Below are 21,331 nucleotides of genomic sequence, written 5' to 3'. Positions count from 1 at the left end.
TTTAAATTAAATTTTCAATAACTGAGAAAGGACGATTAAAATGCTTGATTCAGATACAAAAAATATGATTTCTGTATGGATAGGAACATCAAATAAGACGTTAGATGAATTTAATAAATACACTGAAGGAATGGAAGATTCAGATTCTCAATGTCCAGCATTTGCAGATTTTGGGGTTTCATTTATTGATTCAGACTTTTTTGTAGCTTTTCGTACCAAAAACGGAGAGATTGTTCCAATTGAAATTTTAGCTGAAGAAATTGGTACGCATTCGAAAAAAGCCACAGAAGAAATTATAAGAGCATCTAAAGAAAAAGGTGTGAATGAAGGGAATTCTTTGTATTATTATGCAAACGCTACTTTTAAACCCGATGATCCAGAAAAACTTTATAATGACTTAAAATTTATAGGAACGTTTAAAGATCCTAGAAAAAAATATCGCTAGTGATTGTGAAACATTAGTCAGGATAAAGGCCGTCTGAAAAAGAACGAGCGCGTTTACAAGAACGACCATCAGACGTTCAGATTGCAAAACTAATACTTTGATGAAGAGACCGGACTGCATTACAACTTCTTCAGGTACTATGAGCCTGATGCGGGTCGGTTTGTGGATCAGGACCCGATTGGGTTGTTGGGTGGGGAAAATCTTTATTCGTTTGCTCCGAATATGCAGGCTTGGGTGGATTGGTTAGGCTTGCGATTTGCCAAACCTCACATCATTAAAATTAACCTATTAATTCCAGTTATGCTGGTACTACGTATCATTTAAGTGGGAAACTAGGAGGAAAATATCCTCATGGTGTGCCATTTAATATGTTTGGATTACCTGATTTTAGTCGTTACTATGTGAAAAACTTTAATATTGGTAAACCCGTTAGTGATTATAAAGATTTTAAGAAAGCAAATATATTGGCTTTTGGAAAAAATAATCCTTTTGGTGCAGAAGCTCCTCCAGGTTTTGTTTGGCATCATGATACAGGAGGGGTGATGAGACTGCTTCCTGAAGACATACATAACTCTGTGAAACATACAGGCAGTGCGGCCCAACATCAAACACGGAAGAGAAAAAGAAAAGGGAAGTGTTAAATAACTTAACCAAGTTAGTAATAAGCAATAGGAGTGATTTAAAAGTGAATATTAAATTTAAAAAATTTGGTTTGAGCCCAGATGACATACAGCAGATGAAAAATTATGGAATTTTGCCAGATAAGAGGACTTTACAAAGTCTAAGTAAAGCATATAATTCAATCAACCCTAACATCGAAGATATTATTGAATTTCAAGATAAATTAGGTTTTAAAGTTGATACAGATTATGTTGATTTTTTACTTAGAAATAATGGAGGGGTTCCATCAAAGGTTAGAATAAAAGGTAATAAGATAGTTATTGATCATTTTTTGTCTTTTAAGTCTGATTATAAACTTAATTCGATTACTGATATATATTCCGATTTTCAGCAATATGGATTACCAATTGCAAACACTCCTTCTGGAGATAGTATTATTTTGTCCTCAGATGGGAAAGTTCGTTTTTTTAATCATAATATTGATTCTATTGATGAAGAAGTCGGTGTGATTGCAAATAATTTTTTAGAATTGCTTGAGAAATTATATTAGTAAACTGTGGCTAGCTGAAATCTTACCTTCAATCATTGCATAGAGTATGTACAGTATGCACGCGGTTTCTGTTTTTCAGACGACCTCTACCTAAAAGAACTGGTGCGCTACGACTACGACGGCTACGGCCGCATTACCGTAGAACGCGACCCGTTCGGACGCGAAAGCCGACAACAAACCCACTACTTCCACTGCGACCAAATCGGTATCCCTAGGGAGTTGACCGATAAGGACGGTAATTTGCTGTGGTTCGGCAACTACACTGGTTGGGGCCGTCTGAAAGAGGAAACCCGAGTAACGGACAGTGCTTACCAACCCTTCCGCCTTCAGAACCAGTATGCCGACCGTGAAACGGGGCTTCATTACGACTTCTTCAGGTATTATGAGCCTGAGCCTAATGCGGGTCGGTATGTGAATCAGGGAAAATTATGCTATGGATAAAGCAACAGGACGGTGTAAAGGACATGATGATCCACAAGGAACAGGACATGGAAAATATCCGCATATAAATCTTAGACGTCCGGATGGGAAACAAGTGCGTATTGATATTATAGGAAAATAGATATGTTAAATTTAACTAATTTACAAACAAAAGGATATGATGAACTTATTGAAATTGATGGAGAGGTTGTTTATCAAGTATTTGCTATTAAGAAAAATAATGGAACTTATTGTACATATTACTATACGGTACCAAAAAATAAATTGGATCAGGCTGAAGATTATGAGATAGAAGAATTTAATGAATTTAATGAACTTGAATTAGCTATAAAACATATTCAATCAAAAGGAGCTAATCTATCAAGATTTAATATATTTAAAGGTAACAAGCCTCTTTAAGACCTTTTTTAGACCATAGGTTGGGTCGAGCCCCAACAAAACATCAAGGTCGTCTAAAATCAATTCTCAGACGGCCTCAATCCTTTTTCGAGGTAGTCTGAATAATCTCATTATCGTTCACTCTTACTCTATATCTTACCTACGAATACGGCCTGATATAGTCGCAATGAAAGATGGGGAAATCTATTTTATTGAGGTAAAAAATAATACAGACGATTAACGAAAGGTGTAAAGAAATCAGGGCTATTCAATTTGAAAAAACGCACAATGCTGGGGGAAAATGTCCGAAGGCTGCATATATGGTTTCAACAAAAAATAAGGATAAGCAAACGGATGTGGGTCCCTCCAAAGGTGTTGCTCGCTTTATGACTTTAGTATTCAAAGATTGATTTTAAGAAGGATAATTATGAAAAGTAAAGAATTTATTCAAGGTCTTATTGAATATTTAAAAAATAATTTAAATATTCCTGATGCTAATTTTCTAAAAGATCGGATTAAATTTAAAAAAGGAAAATATGTTTATGGTGAAATATCCTTTAGCAATTCTCGTACTTTCGAGGGGGTCATACTTCACCTATATGCATACAATTCTGAAATGGGAAATTTTTTCTCCCAAAATGTTCCTCCTTATGATAAATCGTCAAATCCATATGATTCAGTATTTGTACAACCATCTATCTCGCAGGCGCATTTTTTTAAAGCTCCCCCTATTACCTCATTTCCTTATGGAGATACCATTAAATTACCTGAATCTGAGAATGATGTAAAAAACATCTATCCAGATGTATTAATGCATTTGCAGCAAAATCATATTCCAATCATTATGGCTTTCCATTCCGGTAGCAAAGAAGTTTTAAAATATTTATCACTTTATCCAGAGGCTTTTCGTTTTAAAGCGTTAACCGCTATTTATATTATAAATAAGAATGAATTACCACTAAATGATCCTTTAATACAGAATATTTTATTATTTGATAAAAAAGTATTAGAAAATGATAATGGATTGTTTAGCAAGGATGATTTGATCTTCCTGGAAAATTCTTTTGACCAAAAATTAAAACAACATATAATGCAATAATTAGTCCTGGTAACAAGTCGTAGCTCGCACAAAACCTTTAATCCTGACGTAGGGTGTATGTGGCACGCACGCGGTTTCTGTTTTTCAGACGGTCTTCATCTTATTTCGTCAAAAATGTGCGCACGAAAGGGTTTTTATATCATACTGCTGCCTTTGAAATAGAATATAAGGCGTATATAAAACCATGTGGGAGAATGATTCAAGAAACTAAACGGCAGAAATTTATTTCTAGGAAACAGGCAACAAGATTTCGTAGAATTATTGGTAAATGTTCCTAATTTTAATAATGTAAATATATTGGAAAGGGTTAATATGAACTACTTGATTAAGCCATATGAATCAATTGGTGATTTTGTATTTGGTACTTCTCTTGAGGAAGTACAAGAAAAATATGGAAGACCAGTAAGAATGGTTGAAGATAATATTATGAATAATAAGGTGGAATATAGAAATGCTTGTGAGTTAGTTTATGAAAACGATAAACTGGTTTATGCATATTGCTTAAAAGATTCTAATCCCATATTAGGAGATATTGATATATTTAAAAATTCAATCGAAGACCTTAAAGCCATCGATTCAGAATTTGTTGAAGGAAAAAAATATATTCTTTTTAAGAACCTCGGAATTTGCATAGGAGGTATGACAGGGAAAAAAATTCCTGAAGGCAAGTTATTAATTGCATTCGATAAAAATCACTTTGATTTTTTTGAATGTTTTATCGAGGTGTAATCGAACTGTAGCCAATGAAACTTCCAATTACGATGAAAAGTAAGTCGTAGCCTGCACAATGCCTTCAGTCCTGACGTAGGGTGTGTGCGGAACTTACGCACGCGGTTTCTGTTTTTCAGACGACCTCACTATCTTCTTTGAGGTCGTCTGAACTATTTGTTCGTTAAAATCTCATTACCATTAGTAATGGCATTCTATCTAGAGGTCGTTTTCCTGATAGCTGAGAAACTAATTGACATAGACAAATACAGGAAAGAATATATATTATGTTGAAAATATCAAATAATTCGTTAAATGGGATTGTATTGGGTCAAAAAAATGTGGTGGAAAATCTGAGCAAAAAACAAAGATTCACAAAAGTAGAAAGGATTTAAATAATGGGCCTGCCAAAACAAGCAATTGATTCAATTGTTAAATTATCAGCTAAAGAAAGATTGGATTATTCTATTAAAACTATATCTGGTATTGAAACTTTATACCTACTAAATGGAAAGGATGACTAGATATGTTTGCAAGATGATGAAGGAAAAGAATATCTAATGATTTTTCCAGAATCTGAGTTTGCGGAGTTAGCTCTCCAATGGAATCCTCAAGCATTGAGAATAGATGAAATGGAACTAGAGAACTTCTTAGAAGATACCGTTCCTTTAATGTCTGAAAATAATATTAGATTAGCTATTTTTCCTATTGATGAAAAAACAGAAACTATTATTTTGGATCCAATTGAATTTGCTAAGATTATCAATGATTATTTTTATGAGTGGTATGAGGAAGAATTTGATTTACCTTATTTGTCGATGGTTTTACAACAAAAAGCAATAAATGCAATTCTTAATTTGTCCAGTCAAGAACGTTGTGAGCATACTTTAAAAAGGATAGCTGACTCTGGAGTTCTATATGTTTTAGCAGATGAAGAAGGAGATTGGATATTATGGGGAGATGAGAAAAATTCATCTTTAGCCATATGGCCTGAATTAGAATTCGCAAGAATTATGGCAAATTCTGAAGATAAGAATTCTGATATTTATGAAATTGAGATAGAAGAATTTTTAGAGGATGGAATACCATGGTTGATAGAAAATAATATAGGTGTAGCTGTCTTTCCGATTCCTGACAATCCTGAAACTATTGATATGAAGGCTATTCAGTTTGCTGCCTCAGTCAATAAAATCTTAGATGAAAGTTATGATGAGGCCTTAGATTTGCCTTATCTTTAAACGAATAGTCAGTTCAAGATCTAACCAAACCGTAAGGTCGCCTGAGAAAGGACGAGCGGGTTTACAATAACTCGCATCAACCGTTCAGACTGCAAAACCAATACTTCGATGAAGAGACGGGACTGCATTACAACTTCTTCAGGTATTATGAGCCTGTTGCGGGTCGGTTTGTGAATCAAGATCCGATTCGGCTGGTGGGGGGATAATCTGTATGAGTTTGCACCAAATGCTCAAGATTGGCTTTATCTATTAGGTCTTTGCTCTAATTCGAAATTACCTAATGCAGATAAGGCTATCATTGACCCCAGAAAAATCACGGGATATGCCTTAAATACAGAACACCCTGTAGGTGGAAAAAGCAAAGGTTTTTCAATCTGCATTAGGATTTAATCAATCAAATGTAGATGAGTTGATTAAAAAAAATCAACAAGGTGTTTGTGAAAACCCAGCAACTCCAGGTAAATGTGATGAACATGGGCAACGCTATACTGTTGATATTCCAATGACTGGTCCAATTGGACAGACCGCCACAGTTAGAACTGGTTGGATAATCGATAGCGGACAATCAATTCCATGATTGGCAATTACATATGTTTTATAGTTAATTATTAAGGAGTTTATAGTGAAATATTCGCTTTTAGAAGTAGTCAAATTGCAACAAGATCTTCCTGGTTTTAATTTACAAAAGGGAGACATCGGTGCTATTGTAGAAGTTTATTCAAATCCTTATGAAGCATATGAGGTTGAATTCTGCGATACTAAAGGAAAAACAATCGCACTACTAACTTTAAAGCCAGAACAATTAATGCCATTTCTTGATACATAATATTATTCTTATGAATCTTATAAGCAAGCCGTAGCCTACATGAAACCTTCAATTCCGCCGTAGCATGGGAGCGGTAATCATGCTGTTTCTGCCTTTCAGACAACCTCAATTCTTTTTCGAGGTCGTCTGAAATATTTGTTCTTTAACAATCTCATTACCATTAGTAATGGCATTCTATCTAGAGGTCATTTTTCCTGATGGCTGAGAAGCTAATTGACATAGACAAATACAGGAAAGGATATGTATTATGTTGAAAATATTAAATAATTCGTTAAATGGGATTGTATTGGGTCAAAAAAAGGCTGACTTTGATGATGTTATTTTAAATAATCCTAATTATTCATTAGAGTTTGATAGAAAACACAAGACACAATCTGATTCAGAATTGATTACTGTATCCTCCTTGAGGAATTGTGATGAATTTTGCTTAAATGGAAAAGTTATTAACTTTTCAAATCTTGAAAAATTTTTAGAAGAGGAGGATCCTCTAATAGAAGTTTCAGATGAAGAAAATTATTTTTATTTTTTTCCAAAATATAATTTAGTTTTATATGTTGACTATAAGGATAATTTGTTTCTGCAGATATTAATTTACGATGAGAGTATAAGAGATTTATATGATAATAAAGGTAAAAAGTACTCAGACTTTCAAAAAAGTAAACTTAAAAACCCAACTTTAAATCATGATAAATTAATATTTATTCCTTATAAGAGCGTAGGCGATTTTGAATTAAATTGTTCTCTATCAGATGTTATAAAAAAATATGACATATCAAACAATGTTATCCCGAAGGTAAAAAATATTATAGAGATAAACAATTTTGTACTAAGGTTTGATAATGAAAAGTTAACTGAGGTTACAATTTTCAATGATAAGAAAGTAGAGCTTGCAATATACTATAATGAAATAGATATATCATCAAAAAAAGGGTTTGCTGAACTATTAAGTCAATATGATGTTATCGAGAGAACGAAATCTAAATATCTTTTCAAAGAATTAGGTCTAGTTGTAGAAAAAGATCTGTCCGAATTTCGTTTTTTTGAACAATCATTATTAAAGTTTTGGGCAAATTTGCATAGACCTATTACTAGCTGGTAATCATAAGTAAGCCATAGCAAACCGTAGCCCACACAAAACCTTCAGTCCTGACGTAGCACGCGGTTTCGCCTATCAAAACCACATCAACGAAAACGGCGAAAGCCGCCAACAAACCCACTACTTCCACTGCAACCAAATCGGCATACCGAGGGAGATGACCGATAAGGATGGCAATTTGCTGTGGTTCGGCGATTATTACGGTTGGGGCAAACTAAAGAGCGAAACTAACACATCCGGAACTGCTCACCAACCCTTCTGATTGCAATACAACTTCTTCAGATACTACGAGCCTGAGGCAGGGCGGTTTGTGAATCAGGAACCGATTGGGTTAATAGGTGGGGAGAATTTATATGCTTTTGAACTGAATACGAAGGCGTGGGTGAACCCATTATTCCTTGCTTCAAAAGCAACTTCAAAAATGCAACCATATAGATTTTCGGATGTTAGTGTAAAAGGACCTCATGCTGATATTTTTGTAGGAAATAAAAAGTAACAGAAGCCCTTTTAACCTTAGATGATAAAGGAGAATTAGTATGGAAATGTTTTGGTGATATGAAAAGTGCTACTTCAAAAAAATTGAAAGTTGCTGACTGATTTTGAAGGTGATTTAAATGACCCAAAAAGTAGCACTAGAAGAAAGGATATAGCTAAAAGAGGAATTGAAAAATTTAGGAAAATGTTAATGAGGTTATTATGGATATCACATCTTTCTTAAAAACAGGCAGATTTGAAGATCTGTCTGTGGGTATGTCATATAGTAGTTTTCAAAAGCGGAAACAATTCAAACATTCGTCTAAATGGTTATACGATAACGATAATATAGAAAATGGTTTTTCTATTTTTTGGAAGGGATTAGAAATTGGTTTTAGGGATGAAGTTATTTGTTTGCTATCAATAGATCCTTATTTCAAAGGTGTAACTATTGCTAAAAAATATAAAATTAATAGGAAATTAACTATTGAAAAATTTGTACAATATTTGTTTTTTGCCGATATTAAATGGAAATTTGTATCAAGGGAGGATTGGGAACATGAGTGTGAGATAAAAACAGAAGGAGGAGTTTCTATTATTTTCACATTTGAATTAGATGGTTTAAGAATCTCTAAATTTTCGGTCTCATAAAAATAAACGTAATTAGGTCAAGCCTTCCCCACAAGGTCCCCTTTTTTTAAATACAAAAAAACTCTAAAATCTAAATCTTTCAAATATTTAGACGTTTTATATTGCTCATTAATTTATTCAAAACTAACAACAGGCGTAGGTTGGGTCTAGCAAGCAGTAGTCCGCACAAAACCTTCATTCCTGACGTAGGATATGTACGGAACGTACGCATGCGGTTTATGTTTCTCAGACGACCTCTACCAAATTGCTACGACTGCGACGACTACGGCCGCATTACCGTAGGACGCGAAAGTTGCCAGCAAACCCACTACTTCCGCTGCGACCAAATCGGCATACCGAGGGAGATGACCGATAAGGATGGCAATTTGCTGTGGTTCGGCGATTATTACGGTTGGGGCAAACTAAAGAGCGAAACTAACACATCCGGAACTGCTTACCAACCCTTCCGATTGCAAAACCAGTATTGCGACCGTGAAACGGGGTTGCACTACAACTTCTTCAGATACTACGAGCCTGAGGCAGGGCGGTTTGTGAATCAGGATCCGATTGGGTTGTTGGGCGCAGGGGATAACCTTTATCAGTTTGCTGTAAATGCTCAAAGTTGGATTGATCCGTTGGGACTTTCTCGTAACAGGTTAGCTACAGTAGGTAAAACGCCATCAAAAGTGAGTACCACTGGCAGGGCTGTAATGCAGCGCATGTTAAGATCTAAGGAGCTACGTGGTATGTCGGCTGAGCAGATTAGTAATTTAAGACGTGTAAGCGATATTCCTAGCTCTGCCCAATTTTGGGATACTCCATAGGTATGATATGGATAAACGAATCGGGCCTAGGCAGAAATCTGATTATGGCCATTGATATTATAGAATCTACACTTAACATTGTTTATTTTAATTGAGGAGTTGTATGCTATGAATTTAGATGCAGTTAATCCAGAATTGGAATCAAAAATTAATGATTTAGTTTGCGAAGCTTATAATAAATCTTTTTCGGAACAAGAAAAATTATTAAAAGAAGCATTTGAGCTAATACCTAAGCCAGTAACTCAATGGGCGCATCCAACTACAATGGTTACGATTGCCTTATTTGAGTCATATTATAAACATCAAAAATATGAACAGGCTGAGGAATGGCTGACTATTGCTTTGAGTGTTGCCGATTTAGGAACAACTAATGCAGGAACATATCTATTAGGCGGTATTTTTTATTATGATATTGAAAAATATGATGATGCTTATAAATATTTCGATATAGCTTATAACGATGCTGGATATTATCCATTCAGTATCGAGGACAAAAAATATTGGAAGTTTTATAAGCAGCGTAAAGAAGAACTAAATCCTAAGAAAAAAAACAAAAAGTAAGATTCGATATTTTCAGACGACCTCTACCAAATCGCCTCCCCCGACGGCGGCGCACGACTGCTGTTTGCCGAAGTCGCTTCCGGTTGCGGCATTTACCAACTGGTCGCCCAACTCGACCGCAACAGTCGCCATATCCGCCTCTGCTACGACGACAACGGCAAAGTGCTCAAGAGCAGCAACAACCTCGGCGAAGAATGGACGTTCGACTACCGCAAAGACCATACCGTCGTTACCGACGCATTGGGGCGGACGGAAGTATACGGTTTCGACGAAAACTGCGAACTCGTATACCACAGCGACAGCGAACGCGACCCCCTCGGACGCGAAAGACGCCAACAAACCCACTACTTCCACTGCGACCAAATCGGCATCCCGCGTGAGATGACCGATAAGGACGGCAATCTCTTGTGGTTCGGCAACTACACCGGCTGGGGTCGTATGAAAGAGGAAACCAAGGTAACGGATAGCGCATACCGACCCTTCCGCTTACAGAACCAGTATGCCGACCGTGAAACGGGACTGTATTACAACTTCCTCAGGTACTATGAGCCTGATGCGGGTCGGTTTGTGAATCAGGATCCGATTGGGCTTTCAGGCGGAGACAATCTGTATCTCCAGTAGAACACCATACCCTATGAGAGCCTTACCTCCTGGTTCTAATCGAAAGCCTTATACGATATATAAGGTACTGAAACCAATTGATAATGTAGCTGCAAGTAAAATTATGTCGTTGTTCGGAGAGATTGGATTAGGGACACAGTATGAATTACCAAAATCTGTTAAATCATATAGAATCTGGGCATCTGGAAGAGGTGAAAATAGTAAAATGTTAAAAATTAATGAATTGAATTCATATCTTAAAAATAAAGGAGTACCAGAAGATAGTTACTCAATCAATGAAGTAAATGATGAATCATTATGTATTGTTGAAGAAAATAAAAAATGGCATATATTCTATTCTGAAAGAGGATTGAGAACCGAAGAATATTGTTACCAAGATGAACATTTGGCAATTCTATATTTTATAAATCGGTTATCAAAAATGTTAAAATTTTCTTTCGAATGAAAAAAAGCAAACTGTAGCCTGTATGAAACTTTTAATTTCGGTATGGGGTATGTGCGGAACATACGCGCGGCTTCTACTTTTTAGGCGACCTCTAAATCTTCTTTGAAGGCGTCTGAGCTATCAATTCTTTAACAATTTCATTACTGATTGATGTAGAGTTCGTCTGAAAACTTACTTTCAGCCGAACTCTACCAAATTTCTCTCTTGTTGGTTACACCACAAGCTACAGCTACAACGCCCAATGGCTGCCCCGCAACCATTACCTAGGCCTACAATACGACAGTTATGAACCCTTGACGCAGGTACACAACCACACCAATGCCAAGGGCGAAAGCGAACAGGACGTTTTGTAAGTCAAGACGTGATAGGTTTGGTAGGAGGAGAAAATTTCTATCAATTCCCCCCAATACACAAAGTTGGATTGATCCTTTAGGGTTAAATGCAAAACTAAGTGAAATGGCGCAATCTGTCCATAACAAAGTGTTGACGGTGCTGGTGGTGTATATGATTAACGAAAGGATGAGTTATGAATATAGAATTACATATTGAAAAAGTACAATCTCTTTTAGATCAAATGGATCCACAAAAGAAATGTAAGTTTGCGGCTTGGTGCTGTAATGCACTGATCATTGAGAAAAAAATAATTGAAAATATGACTAAAATAACTAATTCAAATGTGAACTACCAACTCTGTGATGCTATCATAAAAGCTAGTTGGTATGATTTCTCCCAAATAAATATTGGAATCTCTCAAAAAGCTATAGAAGAAATAAATTGGGATGATGATGATCCATTAAATGATATGGTAGAAACACAAGGAACTATAGAATTATTAGCTTCGATTCGAAATATGTTACTAGGTATACAACAAAAATCATCTGATAGTTATTACTTTGCTGCAAGTGCTGAAAACGTAATTAACTGGAAAGATGCTTTAGCGAATTTCCCATACTCCGAAGATGGCAAAATAGAGGACGAAAATTTAAAACGTGAATATGAAATTCAATTGTTATTTTTAGATGATTTAAGAAATAGTATAATTACCTTACAGGATATTAAGAAATATAGATAAATGGATGCAAGCCTGAGTAGACTATTTAGAACGATAGGAGTTGAGTTTATGGAGTCTGAGGAATTAACTTCTAAAATTTTGCTGGAAAGTGTTTTAGAATGTACAAATTTTGTAGTAAATGAGGTGCCAAACTTATACAGTGCATTAATAGAGAGATTAAAGCAAGACGATGAAGTATTCTTTATGAATTTTGTTGAAGATGAGGATGGTCAGGATGATTATTATGGATATGTCTATAATAAAACAAATGGAAAAATCTACGAATATGCGTTCCATGATGACAAATTAGTGAAAAATAGGAAGTTGTCTTTTATTGAAAAGAAAATTGGAGAGTTAACAACGAAAGATATTCTTGAATTACCTATAATAGATTTACTGTAATCTAGATATACCTATGATTGGTCTCGTATTTTTATGTAAGCAAGTAGTAGAAAGCCTTAGCCTGTATGAGACTTCCATCCTTGACGTAGATTTGTGTGTAGAATTTGCGCGCGGTTTCCGCTATTTAGACGACCTCAAACCCTTCTTTGAGGTCGTCTAAAAGAGGAAACCAAGGTAACGGATAGCGCATACCAACCCTTCCGCCTGCAAAATCAATATGCCGACCGTGAAACGGGGCTGCACTACAACTTCTTCAGGTATTATGAGACTGATGCGGGGCGGTTTATGAATCAGGATCCTATTGGAGTGGAAGGTGGATTTAACTTTTATCGGTTTGCGCCGAATGGCGCAGGAGTGGGTTGATGTTTGGGGGCTAAAAAATAATTCTCAGCTGTTGGGAGAAGCAATTACTAAATCTACTCGGCGGTCTGGTCGTCAAGCACATCATAAAATTCCGGTAGAGGTGTTTAATAATTCTCCACTGTTACAACGCCTAGAAAAACAAGGATTATTTAAACTTAATGGAAAAGGTAACGGAATTATGTTACCGGAATCTCTATCTAAAGGAACTACCTGTTCTAAACATAAGGGCTATCATAGAGGATATAACCAAGCAATTATGGAAATAGTAGATTATATTGATAAAAATTCTAAATGTGATAGAGAAAAGGCTAGAAAAATTCAATTATTACAATCCAAAATTCATAAGGCACTTAAGTCAGGAAGTATGTCTTTATATAAACCAACAACAAAACAAGATTGGGTTAATTGCTTAACATAATAAGGAGTAACATTATGAATATAATATTAGGATTTATAAAAAATAATTTATTAGAAGTATCAGGTAATTATCAAAACAGCCAATGGAAAATCATTCAAGATATTTCAGTAGCACAAAGATATGCATATCAGCAGTATGATTTAGAGACTGTTTGGGCGGATTTGCGTGAATCAAACTCACTAATTTTAAAGCTATCTACAGATGAAGATGACAATTTTTGGGATGAATATGCTGTTCCTGCAATTGAAAACAAATTGAATTCCTTGCACTTAGAGGAGGGATTAAAAGATAGTTTATTTAGTGATATAGATGCCGATTTATTTAATTGTTATTTAAACAACAAATATAAGAAAAATCATCCTATTTGGAATATGATAGAAGATGCTTATTTTAAAGGGTTTTGGCCTTGTGGATGGGAAGGTAAATATCCTGAGGGGAAGCTTGTTGTTTTTAAAATAAACTATGCTTAAATAAAAAACATGATAATCGCCATCTAGATAAAGCATTGAATCCAATGCAAGGTTTTCAGACGACCACTGCCAAACCGCCTAACCCGAATGCGACGCACAGCCTCACTTCCGTCACCTTCAGATGAATTATTTGAAATTATCCGATTGAAATAGAAAGGAATCTTATGGAAGTAAATAATATAGTTTTATTTGATCACCAACTATTATTGAACAGAAGTAACGATATTGATTATAAAGAAGGTATTATAAAATCAACAATTACATTAATGAATTTTCTTAAAAAAAATGATTTACTAATAGGTATTGATCCTTTTAATGAGGACGGTTCTATTAAAGAAAATATCGTTATTAGAAAGTCTAATGTAACTGATGAAGGATTCCAATTATTTGTTAAACCAGTAAATAACTGGTGGAATGCTCTGGATAGGGGAACTCCTCCCGAGAAAGTTACTATTTTGGAGAATGGGTTGAAAAAAATTCGTGCTGCGAAAAAGTAATTTTATATTTTCAGACGGCCTCAATATTTTATTAAGGTTGTCTGAAATATTTGTTCTTTAAATAAACATTTTACAAATATACTTATGCTGCACCAATTTCTAAAAGTAATAGGAAGAAAGGAAAAAAATGATGCCTCTTTATCAAATATACTCTGCTGTTGATAATGTAGATGCTTATGCGGACTTAAAACAGGATGATAGAAAAATTGTGGAATTTATTAATTACAATAAAGGCAATTATACAGATGAAGCAGTTTTTATAGCTCAGAGTGGATATACCTCCAAAAATATTTCTAAAACAGATTATATTCAAACAATTCCTAAGATGTTATTGTTCTCTGAAACTTTTATTAATAAGTTGGCTGATACATTAAAAAATGAATTAGATTTTTTTCCAGCTAAACTTAGAATTAAGAATGATGAATTTAGATTTTTCCTTGGAAAAATTAAATTAACTGCTGAATTGGTAAATATGGAAAAATCAAATTTTTATGAAATAGATGGGGAGAAATTTATCGATTATCCACCTGTATTCTTTGAAAATATATCTGGCTTCGAATTTTGTGCAAAAGATATAAATGATGATTTAATTTGGGCTTTTTCTGATAAATTCAAAGAATTAGTTGTGAGTAATAATTTGAAGATAGAATTTCTTCCTCTAACATGAAATATTCTGTAAGTAAGTTATAGCAAGCCGTAGCCCGCACAAAACCTTCAGTCCTGACGTAGGGTGTGTGCGGAACTTACGCACGCGGTTTCTGTTTTTCAGAAGACCTCCTATCAAATCTCCACGACTACGGCGGCTACGGCGATTTGACTGCCGTTTACGGATGTGACGACAAAAAACTGCGCGGTTTCGCCTACCGCAACCACATCATGGTCGAACACAGCCAGCCCGACGGACAGGTATCCTGCTACGAATACGACCGTTACGACATTGACGGCAAAGTGCTCAAAAGCAGCAACAACCTCGGTGAAGAATGGACGTTCGACTACCGCAAAGACCAGACCGTCGTTACCGACACTTACAATACGACAGCTACGAACCTTTGGCACAGGTACGCAACTGGACCAACGAAGACGGCGAGAGCCGCCAGCAAACCCACTACTTCCACTGCGACCAAATCGGTATCCCAAGAGAGATGACTGATAAGGACGGCAATCTCTTATGGTACGGCGAATACACCGCATGGAAAAATCACTATAAATGTAAAAGTTATCTAACATAATGGAGGTAAATATGCCCTTCCTGAAAATTACCTACAGAGATTATCCTAAAAAAGGATTGTTCAAAAATCTTTATCGAGAAAACATCTATAAAATAGAGGAATTTAAAGAGGAATTTAAGTATTACGAATATACCCCAATAGAGAAAATTATTATTGATGAACATAATTTAGTACCATTCATCTTTTTTTCATCAGAAGGAATAAATTATTTAATGCCTAAAATTATTGATAGCATCAGTAATGGCATTAGAAATGATGATATTCCAGTAAATATAGAAGAATTTATTATAAATATACCTATCGCAGAAAACATCACTCATGCTTTAAATCTCTTAAAAAAAGATGAGCTTATAATTCTAAAAAAGTATTTAGAAAAAATATTATTTGGGGACTCATCAAATTTGATACAGCAAATAGGTGAACATTATTTATTCAGAAGTATTGATTATCTCGAACAGTTAATAAATAATTCCTAAATCTACTTATTATTTTGTTAATCGAATACATAAGCTTAGGTTTCTAAAATCGGCAATGGATAACATTGAGTTAAATACAAATTTAACTAGATATGGAATCTATATAGGCTTGTCAAGAAGAGGATGGGAAAAATCATCTGCTCGTGCTTATGCAACCAAACTTGCTTCAAATTTAAGAGCTTCAGCAATAAATTTTGCTAGAAAAAACAACTTATAAGTTTAATACAAGAAAGGAATTAAAAATGACTAAAGCTATTCAAGAAAAAGTTATTTTGAACGAGATTAAGGAGATTAGCCTTAATCGAATAGGAGGAAATATTCCTAAATATTTTGATGATAAACAAGATTGTATTTCAGAAATGATGTTTTATGGATGTTTTGAACATCCATTAAAAACTAATTTTATATTATCTATTTTCTTGCCTAAAAATCATGATATTATGCTTGATAATAATATCTATCCTAATTGTTCAATAAAAGTTTTTACTCATCCAAAATCTGAGGAAAGTAAAATTACTTCATTTACAAATATGGACTTAAATAGGATTTATTTTGAACCGTATAGGAAAGTAAATAGTGATGATTTATCAGGTTTAGTAACAGTAGGAGGAGAATTGCAACTAATTCAAGAAGAAGATTATTTTTATAAAAATCTAGAAGAAGATGGATATTTGTACTTGATGAGTATAGACGAAGATTATTACCCAGATAATCTTCTTAATGGTAATTACCCGTTTGATTATGGAAAATTATATATATATTATAAAGAAAAAGATAAGAAAGGTAATATTGATGTAATAGCTGGATTTTGGCAATATTCTTAATTGATCAATAATATAGTTTTTATCAGTAACAAGCAGTAGTCATTATATAACTTTCAATCCTGACGTAGGGCATGTGTGGTACGCACGAAGGCGGTTTCGCCTGTCTAAACCACATCAGCGAAGACTACGAAAACCGCCAACAAACCCACTACTTCCACTGCGACCAAATCGGCATCCCGAGAGAGATGACCGATAAAGACGGCAATTTGTTGTAGTTCGGCAACTACACCGGCTGCGAAAATCACTATAAATGTAAAAGTTATCTAACATATTGGTAATCAAAAAGGTAAAGGTGTAGGAAATGACAGTGTCAGACATGATTTTTGAAATTGCCGTATAGAATATTGGAAATATAGAGCCAGAAAAGAGTTAAGACGTAGAGACCTAAAAGCAGGTAAGTCTTATTAGTTTAATAAGGAGTATTTATGTTAAACAAATTTGTTTTAGAGCAGTTAATTGCTTTCTTTCAAAAAAATCCAGTCGCTCAAGGAAAGCCAACAACTGATGATGAGGTCCTCAATGTAGAGAAATCACTTAATGTTAAGTTAGATGAGGATTTTAAAGAATTTACAATGAGATTTGGTGGGTGTGTCGTTAGGGATGCTCAAATATATGGAATACATAATTCCGAATTTCTTGGGGAAGATACAATTATTGATTTAAATAAAGAATTTTCCGATTATCTAAAAGATGGCAAAAGTAATTTAATAATTGGCACTGATGGCTGGGGAAATCCTATTTATATTTCCCCATCTAAAACGGTAATGATTTACAATCAAGACACTGATGAATTGCTAACTTTAGCAGCTAATTTTTCAGATTATTTAGAGAAAATTCTTAAAAAGCAAATTTAGCAAACAGTTTAAACTCGAACCATTTTAGACGGCCTCGAAGAGGAAACTCACTTCGTTTGGGACGGCAGTCATTTACTACAAGAAGTCCAATTGGACGGCAGATATACTATATCTACATCTATCCCGACAGCTACGACCCCTTGGCGCAGGTACGCAATTGGACCAACGAAGACGGCGAAAGCCGCCAACAAACCCACTACTTCCACTGCGACCAAATCGGCATCCCAAGAGAGATGACCCATAAAGACGGTAACCTCTTATGGTTCGGTAGCTACACCGGCTGGGGTCGTCTAAAAGAGGAAACCAAGGTAACGGATAGCGCATACCAATCCTTCCGCCTGCAAAACCAGTATTGCGACCTTGAAACTGGGCTGCACTACAACTTCTTCAGGTATTACGAGCCTGATGCGGGTCGGTTTGTTACTCATGATCCGATTGGATTGTTGGGTGGAGAGAATTTGTATGCTTTTGCGCCTAATGTACGAATTTGGGTAGACTTTCTAGGATTAGCAAAAGGAGCTGCGAATCCCGTTGTTAAAGCAGCAATTGAAGTTTGGAAAAGAGCTCATAAAAATTATTCGCTTACATTAGGTGGTGGATATGACTTTGAAAGTAGTTTTAGAGGAAGATGTAAGGGAAATAAACAATTAAATAACTATGTGAGAGTTCTTAATAGTGAAGGCCCTGATTCTCGCAAAGGAAAATGGGAAGGTATACTTGATTTTTATAAACCATAAACCTAGAATTTCCTAAAATCTAAAGTGTAATAAGGAGAAATTCAACATGAATGCTGATTTTGAGAAAAAATTTTTTAAAGAGTTAAGAGCTATTTTAAAAAAAAATGATTTTTTAAAATTGAATACCTCGAATTATTTCTATAATAATAGTCATATTCAATGTATGTTTAATATTCAAAAAAGTAAATACTCTAAGCAATATTACTTTAATCTTTATGCAAAAAAAACTTCTCCTAATATTTCGCCAAAAGAAATTTCTTGGGGAGCGGATCTTATTTTAAGATTAGAGAATCTGTTTCCTAAGCACTCATTTTTAATTAAAGGTATAAATTTTGATGAAAATAAAGAAAAACAAAATTATTTTGATTTTCTTGATTTATTAGATACCTATTTTTTAATCGAAATAAAAAAACTAACAAATATAGAAATATTCGAAAACTACATAAAAATGCAACAGCAAGCGTAGGTTGGGTCTAGACCCAACAAAACGGCCAACTCATCGCCCAGCACCAATGGAAGGTGCCATCCAAAGAAGAGAACGCCCGAAACGGATTGGCGCGATGCGCAGTACGACATGCTGCACCTCAAAGTTTGGGTTTTCTTGGCGGATAAACACAAATATATTAATGACTTAGAAAGGTTAATCAGACAATGAATCAGGAGCAATTTATAAAAAAGATTAATATAGTTTTAGTCGAAATTGATAAAATGATTAATAATTGCGATGAATATAGTTATACAAATAAACAGCAGTTGATTTCTATAAAAAATGAACTATACGACATGATGAATTATCTAAATTCAGAAAGTATTTTTCAACAAAAAAAAGGAAAAGAATTTTTATTGTCTCGGATAGTAATTGATTCTTGGCCATTTAATAATGAAGTTGGTAAACTCCTTGTAGAATTAGAAGAAGATTTCAATTCTTTGACAAGAAAAAATATAAAAATGTCTAAGTTAAAAATTTTTAATGAAACTCCTTTAGACTTTCAAGAAAAATTTTTGTTTGACAATTGGGAAGTCAGTTACCTTGATTTGATGGAAGTAAATCAAGGTTCTCCCTTAGTTGGAAGTCTATCCATTAACGGTCAAGTTATTATTAAAGAACAGGGGTTTGGAGGGCCTTTGTTGTATTTCAATAGAAAAATATATATTCCAGTTTTCATTAGACGATTTTGCGTTGTTGGATTTAGGCTTGCAACATTAAATTTAGATGATCTATCAATTGAGTATATTGGGGGTATCGAAGACTTGGTTTATCTGAAAGAGATAAAAGATAATAGAATTTATTTCTATACAGATATATATAAAAGCACAGAAAAGAATTTAACTTTATATGAACAAATATAACTCAAGGCCATGCTGTAAACATCATAGCCAAAGAACTTCCATATTAATTAAATTTAAAGAATTTATTCAAAAGTATTGGATAAGTATTTTAATTTCTTGGTTTTTCATTTGGTTATGGATGGCTTATTATGGGGATAACACGATAGTTAAGTTGGTCGTGTTTCCGATTATCTCTTTCTTTCTAGTTATTTTATTTCATTTAGAATTAGAAAGAAAAAATATTAAATATCTATCCATATTTCAAATGTTAATTGGGATGTTGCTGGGATTAGCTATTCAAATCAAAAGAGAGAATTTTATGCTCCTTGAAGGATTGATATTCGGAGGAATTTGGGGATTAACAACACCCTTTTGGGTAAAAATATTAGTTATTTTAAAAAAAATAGGAAATTAAGTATAACAATGCTCAAACAGATAGATACATGAGTAAACAATTAACTAGAATTGGTGGTAAGGTTTTTGGAAAATACGGATCACGTAGTAAATATGCATAGAAACTGATTGATAACAAAAATTTATAAAAGGAAAATTAAAATGAGTATTTTAAGTAATTATATAATTCAAGATTTAATCCAGAATGTATCTAAAGGAGTTACAGAGACATTTAAATTTGTATTAGAAAGATATAATTCTAATGAAGTTTTTGCCTATACATTATATATTGATGACTATTGTTCATATCTGGGTTGGGCTGCTAACACTATTTCTCACTACGAAATAGAAAAAGTAAAATACCCAAAAGAAGAACAGCCTTTTATTAAATGGTATTACCCTCAATTTGCAATAGGACTTGGAGAGGTTCCTGAGAAAATAGATAGTGTATTCAATAATGAGATTCAAAATATTCTTAATGATGCAAATACATTAATATCAGAAGGTAATTTTGAGCAATATCAGGCGGAAGTATATGATTCAATTATAGAAGGATTTAAAAAAGCGATAGAAAATATAGATAAGAAAAAAACAAAGAATGTCATATTTTTTGTTTCTATTGTAGATAGTGATAATGCTGAAATTATGGAAAATTATTCTGCTGAACAACTAAATTCATATGATAAATTTCTTACGTTCAAAAATAGATTTCAAAGCAAGCCGTAGAGCGGTTTCTACTGGAAGTAATGGGGTTATTGTCGGTGTAAATTCGGCAGGTGGAATAATAAGATAGGACGATAAAATGAAAAAAATTAAATTGATGCCTGACTATGGCTGTTTTCCCATATGGGGTATGGAGGATGATAATTTTGGAAATATAGATCCATATTCTTTACCAATATCAAAGTCTCTTGCTGAAGAATTGTTGGAGTGGGCACATAAATATGATAAAACCTTAAATATAGATGAACCTCTGAACTCTGGATTTGAAAATATAGAGAAAGAAAATATTTTTAAATACGAAGGTGAAAAATTATTTAATAAACTCAAGTTGGAGTTAGGAGATCAATACACGGTTCTATATTCAAGAATATGATTATTTGACATTTAATATCAGCCGACCCGACGGCAATATCCTGTAAGATAAAAATTCAGACAGCCGTAGCCCTCATAAAACCTTCAGTCTCGACGTAGGGTGTGTACGGTATGCAAGTACACGGTTTCTGTTTTTCAGACGACCTCACAATTCTCTTTAAGGTCGTCTGAAATATTGGTTCTTTAACAATCTCATTACCAGTCATTTACAAAATGTAGTTTCTCGAGGAGCATTA

Annotated in this window: 38 protein-coding genes and 2 pseudogenes; all 40 read left to right on the top strand. The window is 34.3% G+C overall.

The features are described 5' to 3' along the window. Positions 1-40: 40 nt before the first annotated feature. The 40 genes and pseudogenes from ACWPVF_RS03875 (at position 41) to ACWPVF_RS03680 (ending at position 21,096) form a co-directional block, all read left to right on the top strand. Entirely contained in the window at positions 41-445 is a 405-nt protein-coding gene (locus ACWPVF_RS03875) for an immunity 22 family protein (RefSeq protein ID WP_045615792.1), read from the top strand. A gap of 105 nt (positions 446-550) precedes the next feature. Beyond that, positions 551-769: pseudogene (locus ACWPVF_RS03870) on the top strand (RHS repeat domain-containing protein); the annotation flags it as partial. A 44-nt stretch (positions 770-813) separates the two neighbouring features. After that, positions 814-1,086, top strand: coding sequence for an HNH endonuclease (locus ACWPVF_RS03865; protein WP_275112240.1), 273 nt, complete (start codon positions 814-816; stop codon positions 1,084-1,086). Positions 1,087-1,130: 44 nt separating this feature from the next. Next, positions 1,131-1,616: an SMI1/KNR4 family protein gene (locus ACWPVF_RS03860; RefSeq protein ID WP_454384824.1), complete on the top strand. Its 486-nt coding sequence runs from the start codon at positions 1,131-1,133 to the stop codon at positions 1,614-1,616. 102 nt (positions 1,617-1,718) lie between these two features. Continuing rightward, the gene (locus ACWPVF_RS03855) at positions 1,719-2,057 is read left to right on the top strand and encodes an RHS domain-containing protein (protein WP_454384822.1); all 339 of its coding nucleotides are present in this window, start codon (positions 1,719-1,721) and stop codon (positions 2,055-2,057) included. After that, a complete protein-coding gene (locus ACWPVF_RS03850) occupies positions 2,050-2,178 on the top strand; it encodes a hypothetical protein (RefSeq protein ID WP_454384820.1) in 129 nt (42 codons plus the stop codon). Before ACWPVF_RS03855 ends, ACWPVF_RS03850 begins: the two co-directional genes overlap by 8 nt. Before the next feature lie 2 nt (positions 2,179-2,180). Further along, positions 2,181-2,456, top strand: coding sequence for a hypothetical protein (locus ACWPVF_RS03845; protein WP_140814188.1), 276 nt, complete (start codon positions 2,181-2,183; stop codon positions 2,454-2,456). Positions 2,457-2,862: 406 nt separating this feature from the next. Beyond that, a complete protein-coding gene (locus ACWPVF_RS03840; protein WP_454384817.1) occupies positions 2,863-3,534 on the top strand; it encodes a growth inhibitor PemK in 672 nt (223 codons plus the stop codon). A gap of 312 nt (positions 3,535-3,846) precedes the next feature. Further along, positions 3,847-4,263, top strand: coding sequence for a CTP synthase (locus tag ACWPVF_RS03835; protein ID WP_454384815.1), 417 nt, complete (start codon positions 3,847-3,849; stop codon positions 4,261-4,263). 509 nt (positions 4,264-4,772) lie between these two features. Further along, entirely contained in the window at positions 4,773-5,480 is a 708-nt protein-coding gene (locus ACWPVF_RS03830) for a DUF2750 domain-containing protein (RefSeq protein WP_454384813.1), read from the top strand. A 41-nt stretch (positions 5,481-5,521) separates the two neighbouring features. Further along, positions 5,522-5,686, top strand: coding sequence for an RHS repeat-associated core domain-containing protein (locus ACWPVF_RS03825; RefSeq protein WP_454385791.1), 165 nt, complete (start codon positions 5,522-5,524; stop codon positions 5,684-5,686). Further along, positions 5,655-6,057, top strand: a pseudogene (locus tag ACWPVF_RS03820) (DUF6883 domain-containing protein). The gene ACWPVF_RS03825 and the pseudogene ACWPVF_RS03820 overlap by 32 nt, the downstream one beginning before the upstream one ends. A 45-nt stretch (positions 6,058-6,102) precedes the next feature. Further along, a complete protein-coding gene (locus tag ACWPVF_RS03815; RefSeq protein ID WP_045615779.1) occupies positions 6,103-6,306 on the top strand; it encodes a DUF4926 domain-containing protein in 204 nt (67 codons plus the stop codon). Positions 6,307-6,553: 247 nt separating this feature from the next. Beyond that, positions 6,554-7,405 carry a hypothetical protein gene (locus ACWPVF_RS03810; protein ID WP_414307847.1) on the top strand — a complete coding sequence of 284 codons (852 nt, stop codon included), beginning with the start codon at positions 6,554-6,556 and terminating at the stop codon, positions 7,403-7,405. A 154-nt stretch (positions 7,406-7,559) separates the two neighbouring features. Next, on the top strand, positions 7,560-7,664 hold the full coding sequence (locus tag ACWPVF_RS03805; protein ID WP_454384811.1) for a hypothetical protein: 105 nt from the start codon (positions 7,560-7,562) through the stop codon (positions 7,662-7,664). Positions 7,665-7,712: 48 nt separating this feature from the next. Further along, complete coding sequence (locus tag ACWPVF_RS03800) at positions 7,713-7,898, top strand: hypothetical protein (protein ID WP_454384809.1); 186 nt, start codon at positions 7,713-7,715, stop codon at positions 7,896-7,898. 200 nt (positions 7,899-8,098) lie between these two features. Further along, positions 8,099-8,527, top strand: a complete 429-nt coding sequence (locus tag ACWPVF_RS03795; protein ID WP_454384808.1) for a hypothetical protein — start codon at positions 8,099-8,101, stop codon at positions 8,525-8,527. 344 nt (positions 8,528-8,871) lie between these two features. After that, positions 8,872-9,330: an RHS repeat-associated core domain-containing protein gene (locus tag ACWPVF_RS03790; RefSeq protein WP_454384806.1), complete on the top strand. Its 459-nt coding sequence runs from the start codon at positions 8,872-8,874 to the stop codon at positions 9,328-9,330. Between the two features lie 108 nt (positions 9,331-9,438). Further along, positions 9,439-9,891 (top strand): hypothetical protein, encoded by a 453-nt coding sequence (locus tag ACWPVF_RS03785; protein ID WP_454384804.1) that lies wholly within the window; start codon positions 9,439-9,441, stop codon positions 9,889-9,891. Between the two features lie 162 nt (positions 9,892-10,053). Further along, on the top strand, positions 10,054-10,512 hold the full coding sequence (locus ACWPVF_RS03780; RefSeq protein ID WP_454384802.1) for an RHS repeat-associated core domain-containing protein: 459 nt from the start codon (positions 10,054-10,056) through the stop codon (positions 10,510-10,512). Positions 10,513-10,525: 13 nt separating this feature from the next. Beyond that, on the top strand, positions 10,526-10,957 hold the full coding sequence (locus ACWPVF_RS03775; RefSeq protein ID WP_454384800.1) for a glycohydrolase toxin TNT-related protein: 432 nt from the start codon (positions 10,526-10,528) through the stop codon (positions 10,955-10,957). A 526-nt stretch (positions 10,958-11,483) separates the two neighbouring features. Beyond that, positions 11,484-12,029: a cation:proton antiporter gene (locus tag ACWPVF_RS03770; RefSeq protein ID WP_454384798.1), complete on the top strand. Its 546-nt coding sequence runs from the start codon at positions 11,484-11,486 to the stop codon at positions 12,027-12,029. 48 nt (positions 12,030-12,077) lie between these two features. Next, positions 12,078-12,410, top strand: a complete 333-nt coding sequence (locus ACWPVF_RS03765; protein WP_045615764.1) for a hypothetical protein — start codon at positions 12,078-12,080, stop codon at positions 12,408-12,410. Positions 12,411-12,614: 204 nt separating this feature from the next. Then, positions 12,615-12,773 carry an RHS repeat-associated core domain-containing protein gene (locus ACWPVF_RS03760; protein WP_454385789.1) on the top strand — a complete coding sequence of 53 codons (159 nt, stop codon included), beginning with the start codon at positions 12,615-12,617 and terminating at the stop codon, positions 12,771-12,773. Continuing rightward, a complete protein-coding gene (locus ACWPVF_RS03755) occupies positions 12,724-13,191 on the top strand; it encodes an AHH domain-containing protein (protein ID WP_454384796.1) in 468 nt (155 codons plus the stop codon). The genes ACWPVF_RS03760 and ACWPVF_RS03755 overlap by 50 nt, the downstream gene beginning before the upstream one ends. Before the next feature lie 14 nt (positions 13,192-13,205). Then, on the top strand, positions 13,206-13,661 hold the full coding sequence (locus tag ACWPVF_RS03750; protein ID WP_454384794.1) for a hypothetical protein: 456 nt from the start codon (positions 13,206-13,208) through the stop codon (positions 13,659-13,661). Between the two features lie 164 nt (positions 13,662-13,825). Continuing rightward, the gene (locus tag ACWPVF_RS03745) at positions 13,826-14,158 is read left to right on the top strand and encodes a DNA polymerase III (RefSeq protein ID WP_454384792.1); all 333 of its coding nucleotides are present in this window, start codon (positions 13,826-13,828) and stop codon (positions 14,156-14,158) included. A gap of 127 nt (positions 14,159-14,285) precedes the next feature. Further along, the gene (locus ACWPVF_RS03740) at positions 14,286-14,825 is read left to right on the top strand and encodes a hypothetical protein (RefSeq protein WP_454384790.1); all 540 of its coding nucleotides are present in this window, start codon (positions 14,286-14,288) and stop codon (positions 14,823-14,825) included. A 313-nt stretch (positions 14,826-15,138) separates the two neighbouring features. Further along, a complete protein-coding gene (locus ACWPVF_RS03735) occupies positions 15,139-15,387 on the top strand; it encodes an RHS domain-containing protein (protein ID WP_454384788.1) in 249 nt (82 codons plus the stop codon). A gap of 11 nt (positions 15,388-15,398) precedes the next feature. Continuing rightward, the gene (locus ACWPVF_RS03730) at positions 15,399-15,863 is read left to right on the top strand and encodes a hypothetical protein (RefSeq protein WP_454384787.1); all 465 of its coding nucleotides are present in this window, start codon (positions 15,399-15,401) and stop codon (positions 15,861-15,863) included. A gap of 55 nt (positions 15,864-15,918) precedes the next feature. Beyond that, a complete protein-coding gene (locus ACWPVF_RS03725) occupies positions 15,919-16,080 on the top strand; it encodes a hypothetical protein (RefSeq protein WP_414298008.1) in 162 nt (53 codons plus the stop codon). A 25-nt stretch (positions 16,081-16,105) separates the two neighbouring features. Next, positions 16,106-16,687, top strand: a complete 582-nt coding sequence (locus tag ACWPVF_RS03720; protein WP_125336269.1) for a hypothetical protein — start codon at positions 16,106-16,108, stop codon at positions 16,685-16,687. Between the two features lie 71 nt (positions 16,688-16,758). Next, a complete protein-coding gene (locus ACWPVF_RS03715; protein ID WP_221761793.1) occupies positions 16,759-16,902 on the top strand; it encodes an RHS domain-containing protein in 144 nt (47 codons plus the stop codon). A 210-nt stretch (positions 16,903-17,112) separates the two neighbouring features. After that, on the top strand, positions 17,113-17,541 hold the full coding sequence (locus ACWPVF_RS03710; protein WP_049512641.1) for an SMI1/KNR4 family protein: 429 nt from the start codon (positions 17,113-17,115) through the stop codon (positions 17,539-17,541). A gap of 56 nt (positions 17,542-17,597) precedes the next feature. After that, on the top strand, positions 17,598-18,278 hold the full coding sequence (locus tag ACWPVF_RS03705; RefSeq protein WP_454384784.1) for an RHS repeat-associated core domain-containing protein: 681 nt from the start codon (positions 17,598-17,600) through the stop codon (positions 18,276-18,278). A gap of 46 nt (positions 18,279-18,324) precedes the next feature. Beyond that, positions 18,325-18,744 (top strand): DUF4304 domain-containing protein, encoded by a 420-nt coding sequence (locus tag ACWPVF_RS03700; RefSeq protein ID WP_125336271.1) that lies wholly within the window; start codon positions 18,325-18,327, stop codon positions 18,742-18,744. A 185-nt stretch (positions 18,745-18,929) separates the two neighbouring features. Further along, the gene (locus ACWPVF_RS03695) at positions 18,930-19,628 is read left to right on the top strand and encodes a hypothetical protein (protein ID WP_454384782.1); all 699 of its coding nucleotides are present in this window, start codon (positions 18,930-18,932) and stop codon (positions 19,626-19,628) included. Then, positions 19,615-20,022 carry a cytochrome C biogenesis protein gene (locus tag ACWPVF_RS03690; RefSeq protein WP_454384780.1) on the top strand — a complete coding sequence of 136 codons (408 nt, stop codon included), beginning with the start codon at positions 19,615-19,617 and terminating at the stop codon, positions 20,020-20,022. The genes ACWPVF_RS03695 and ACWPVF_RS03690 overlap by 14 nt, the downstream gene beginning before the upstream one ends. Positions 20,023-20,162: 140 nt before the next feature. Further along, positions 20,163-20,726: a DUF4303 domain-containing protein gene (locus ACWPVF_RS03685; RefSeq protein WP_454384778.1), complete on the top strand. Its 564-nt coding sequence runs from the start codon at positions 20,163-20,165 to the stop codon at positions 20,724-20,726. Between the two features lie 76 nt (positions 20,727-20,802). Continuing rightward, entirely contained in the window at positions 20,803-21,096 is a 294-nt protein-coding gene (locus ACWPVF_RS03680) for a hypothetical protein (RefSeq protein ID WP_454384776.1), read from the top strand. The last annotated feature ends 235 nt before the right edge of the window (positions 21,097-21,331 follow it).

This window comes from Streptococcus sp. Marseille-Q7087, from assembly GCF_965111935.1.
Note: the sequence above shows the minus strand (reverse complement) of the source record. Positions and strands in the feature narration are given on the sequence as shown.

What these genes read in the sequence shown, in the direction of transcription:
- ACWPVF_RS03790 (WP_454384806.1), top strand. Translation starts at nt 8,872, where the DNA reads ATGACCGATAAGGATGGCAATTTGCTGTGGTTCGGCGATTATTACGGT.
- ACWPVF_RS03715 (WP_221761793.1), top strand. Translation starts at nt 16,759, where the DNA reads ATGTGTGGTACGCACGAAGGCGGTTTCGCCTGTCTAAACCACATCAGC.
- ACWPVF_RS03785 (WP_454384804.1), top strand. Translation starts at nt 9,439, where the DNA reads ATGAATTTAGATGCAGTTAATCCAGAATTGGAATCAAAAATTAATGAT.
- ACWPVF_RS03875 (WP_045615792.1), top strand. Translation starts at nt 41, where the DNA reads ATGCTTGATTCAGATACAAAAAATATGATTTCTGTATGGATAGGAACA.
- ACWPVF_RS03810 (WP_414307847.1), top strand. Translation starts at nt 6,554, where the DNA reads ATGTTGAAAATATTAAATAATTCGTTAAATGGGATTGTATTGGGTCAA.
- ACWPVF_RS03720 (WP_125336269.1), top strand. Translation starts at nt 16,106, where the DNA reads ATGACTAAAGCTATTCAAGAAAAAGTTATTTTGAACGAGATTAAGGAG.
- ACWPVF_RS03840 (WP_454384817.1), top strand. Translation starts at nt 2,863, where the DNA reads ATGAAAAGTAAAGAATTTATTCAAGGTCTTATTGAATATTTAAAAAAT.
- ACWPVF_RS03690 (WP_454384780.1), top strand. Translation starts at nt 19,615, where the DNA reads ATGAACAAATATAACTCAAGGCCATGCTGTAAACATCATAGCCAAAGA.
- ACWPVF_RS03745 (WP_454384792.1), top strand. Translation starts at nt 13,826, where the DNA reads ATGGAAGTAAATAATATAGTTTTATTTGATCACCAACTATTATTGAAC.
- ACWPVF_RS03730 (WP_454384787.1), top strand. Translation starts at nt 15,399, where the DNA reads ATGCCCTTCCTGAAAATTACCTACAGAGATTATCCTAAAAAAGGATTG.
- ACWPVF_RS03805 (WP_454384811.1), top strand. Translation starts at nt 7,560, where the DNA reads ATGACCGATAAGGATGGCAATTTGCTGTGGTTCGGCGATTATTACGGT.
- ACWPVF_RS03765 (WP_045615764.1), top strand. Translation starts at nt 12,078, where the DNA reads ATGGAGTCTGAGGAATTAACTTCTAAAATTTTGCTGGAAAGTGTTTTA.
- ACWPVF_RS03865 (WP_275112240.1), top strand. Translation starts at nt 814, where the DNA reads ATGTTTGGATTACCTGATTTTAGTCGTTACTATGTGAAAAACTTTAAT.
- ACWPVF_RS03835 (WP_454384815.1), top strand. Translation starts at nt 3,847, where the DNA reads ATGAACTACTTGATTAAGCCATATGAATCAATTGGTGATTTTGTATTT.
- ACWPVF_RS03740 (WP_454384790.1), top strand. Translation starts at nt 14,286, where the DNA reads ATGATGCCTCTTTATCAAATATACTCTGCTGTTGATAATGTAGATGCT.
- ACWPVF_RS03680 (WP_454384776.1), top strand. Translation starts at nt 20,803, where the DNA reads ATGAAAAAAATTAAATTGATGCCTGACTATGGCTGTTTTCCCATATGG.
- ACWPVF_RS03775 (WP_454384800.1), top strand. Translation starts at nt 10,526, where the DNA reads ATGAGAGCCTTACCTCCTGGTTCTAATCGAAAGCCTTATACGATATAT.
- ACWPVF_RS03710 (WP_049512641.1), top strand. Translation starts at nt 17,113, where the DNA reads ATGTTAAACAAATTTGTTTTAGAGCAGTTAATTGCTTTCTTTCAAAAA.
- ACWPVF_RS03845 (WP_140814188.1), top strand. Translation starts at nt 2,181, where the DNA reads ATGTTAAATTTAACTAATTTACAAACAAAAGGATATGATGAACTTATT.
- ACWPVF_RS03750 (WP_454384794.1), top strand. Translation starts at nt 13,206, where the DNA reads ATGAATATAATATTAGGATTTATAAAAAATAATTTATTAGAAGTATCA.
- ACWPVF_RS03850 (WP_454384820.1), top strand. Translation starts at nt 2,050, where the DNA reads ATGGATAAAGCAACAGGACGGTGTAAAGGACATGATGATCCACAAGGA.
- ACWPVF_RS03770 (WP_454384798.1), top strand. Translation starts at nt 11,484, where the DNA reads ATGAATATAGAATTACATATTGAAAAAGTACAATCTCTTTTAGATCAA.
- ACWPVF_RS03700 (WP_125336271.1), top strand. Translation starts at nt 18,325, where the DNA reads ATGAATGCTGATTTTGAGAAAAAATTTTTTAAAGAGTTAAGAGCTATT.
- ACWPVF_RS03795 (WP_454384808.1), top strand. Translation starts at nt 8,099, where the DNA reads ATGGATATCACATCTTTCTTAAAAACAGGCAGATTTGAAGATCTGTCT.
- ACWPVF_RS03725 (WP_414298008.1), top strand. Translation starts at nt 15,919, where the DNA reads ATGGATAACATTGAGTTAAATACAAATTTAACTAGATATGGAATCTAT.
- ACWPVF_RS03735 (WP_454384788.1), top strand. Translation starts at nt 15,139, where the DNA reads ATGGACGTTCGACTACCGCAAAGACCAGACCGTCGTTACCGACACTTA.
- ACWPVF_RS03695 (WP_454384782.1), top strand. Translation starts at nt 18,930, where the DNA reads ATGAATCAGGAGCAATTTATAAAAAAGATTAATATAGTTTTAGTCGAA.
- ACWPVF_RS03685 (WP_454384778.1), top strand. Translation starts at nt 20,163, where the DNA reads ATGAGTATTTTAAGTAATTATATAATTCAAGATTTAATCCAGAATGTA.